At 62.5% G+C, this 1,284-nt stretch carries 1 protein-coding gene; it reads right to left on the reverse strand.

Annotated features, from left to right (window positions below; translation table 11 throughout):
* Positions 1-38 precede the first annotated feature (38 nt).
* Entirely contained in the window at positions 39-1,232 is a 1,194-nt protein-coding gene (locus tag NYR58_RS20375; protein WP_261522945.1) for an IS256 family transposase, read from the reverse strand.
* Positions 1,233-1,284: the final 52 nt, after the last annotated feature.

The following is a 1,284-nucleotide window of genomic DNA, read 5'->3' on the forward strand; positions in this document are numbered from 1 at the left end:
GGGACTGTCGGATATTTTGTGCCTGAGGCCCGTTTCCGTCACTGGCTGACGAACCTTTCGCCGAATGCGACGGCGAATTGGGTTTTGGCCTCGAACCATTCGCGCGGTGGCCGTTTCCATTGCTCGGCCGCGTGCTTGAGCACCAGATATAGCAGCTTCATTGCCGCTTCGTCACTGGGGAAGTGTCCGCGGGTGCGTACGGCCCGCCTCAGCTTGGAGTTCAGCGCTTCAATCGCATTCGTGGTGTAGATGATCCGGCGCACGCTCTCGGGAAAGGCGAAGAAGGGCACGACATGTTCCCAATTGCGCCGCCAGCTCAGGGCGATCGCCGGATAGCGCTGGCCCCAGTAGCCGGCCTCGAACTCCTCCAGCGCCTTCATGCCCGCCTCGGCGTCCTGGGCCCGGTAGATGGCCTTCAGCGCCGGCATCACGGTCTTGCGATCCTTCCAGGACACGAACTCGAGCGAATGGCGGATCAGGTGAACGATGCAGGTCTGGACGATCGCCTGGGGGAAGGCGGCGTTGATCGCCTCGGGGAAGCCCTTCAGGCCGTCGACGACGGCGATCAGGACGTCGGCGACGCCGCGGTTCTTCAGCTCGTTCATGACGCGCAGCCAGAACTTGGCCCCTTCGGTCTGCTCGATCCAGATGCCGAGAATCTCCTTGGTGCCGTCGGGCAGGATGCCGAGCGCGATGTAGACGGCCTTGTTGCGAACGAAGCCCTCGTCCCTGATCTTGACCCGGATGGCGTCGAAGAAGACCAGCGGATAGACGGCGTCGAGCGGCCGGTTCTGCCATTCGCCGACTTCCTCCAGCACGGCATCGGTCACGGCCGAGATCAGGTCGGGCGACACGTCGATGCCGTAGAGCTCTTCCAGATGCCCGCGGATCTCGCGCACCGTCATGCCGCGCGCATACATGGAGATGATCTTCTCGTCGAAATCGGGAAAGCGCCGCTGGTATTTGGCGATCAGCTTCGGATCGAAGGTGCCGGCCCGGTCGCGCGGGATCGACAGCGTCATCTTGGACGTGCCGGTCAGGACTGACTTCTCTGACACCCCGTTGCGCCGATTGGCAGGGCCGCCGGCCTCGCGCTCCTCGTCCAGCTCGGCGTTCAGGATGCGCTCCGACAGCGCCTTCTTCAGATCGTCGACGAGGCCGTCCTTGGCGAAAACCTCGTTCGGAGCGCGCCCCGCAAGAAGCTGATCCAAAAGTTCCTTCTCAATGGCCATGTGATGATTCTCCTTTCCATCATCATGGCCTCAGACACAAAATTCCTGACAG

The sequence above is a fragment of the Chelativorans intermedius genome, assembly GCF_025398255.1.
Taxonomy (GTDB): Bacteria; Pseudomonadota; Alphaproteobacteria; order Rhizobiales; family Rhizobiaceae; genus Chelativorans; species Chelativorans intermedius.